General features: G+C 28.9%; 1 protein-coding gene. It reads left to right on the forward strand.

The window, feature by feature from the left end:
• A partial coding sequence (locus tag ACFQ13_RS06120) for a hypothetical protein (RefSeq protein WP_386115241.1) occupies nt 1-542 on the forward strand: 542 nt, incomplete at its 5' end.
• Nucleotides 543-681: the final 139 nt, after the last annotated feature.

Here is a 681-nt window from a genome sequence, read left to right on the forward strand (position 1 = left end):
AACTAAATGAATCTTACAAAAAATTCTTGATTGATTATAAAAATGATAGCCTCGAAAATTGGGTGCCTTTACCAAAAAAAATAACAGAGAAATTTAATTCAAGCCAATTAGAAAAAGAAATGTATTATCATCCAGATTCAGTTTGGATTTTACCGAACAGTACGTTTGATAAAGTAGAAGAAGATTCCTTAATATTTCTTGATGTAAATCGACCGTATATTAAATTGAGAAAGAAAAATTTAATGCTCAGTAGTCCTGAAAAAACAATTTATGAGTACGACAGACATTACATTAAAATAGATTCTACAACGGATAAAGATTCACTTGTAAATAAAATAATGAACCTGAAATATGTGAATCATTATAATGGAAAATATATTCAGACAATCAACTATATTAGAAAATTCGGCGGATTTTTTGAGCGATTTTCTGACCAAAAAGGAATTATTGATAAAAAACAATTTTGTGATTTAGCCTTAAAAGAAGCTGACTTGAATAATGAATTAGTTAGAAAGATAATAGTGTTAGAATTAGTTTTATAAATACGATTTGCCAACACCGTGTATAATTAATTGCTTTGTTCTTCTCTACTTGCGAATATTCCTGCGGAATTTTCACGGGTTCGTTAAAGTTTGCTAACTTAGTCGCTAAACCACGCAACTAACCATACACAAACACGTT

It is taken from the genome of Winogradskyella rapida, assembly GCF_042675845.1.
Lineage (GTDB): Bacteria > Bacteroidota > Bacteroidia > Flavobacteriales > Flavobacteriaceae > Winogradskyella > Winogradskyella rapida.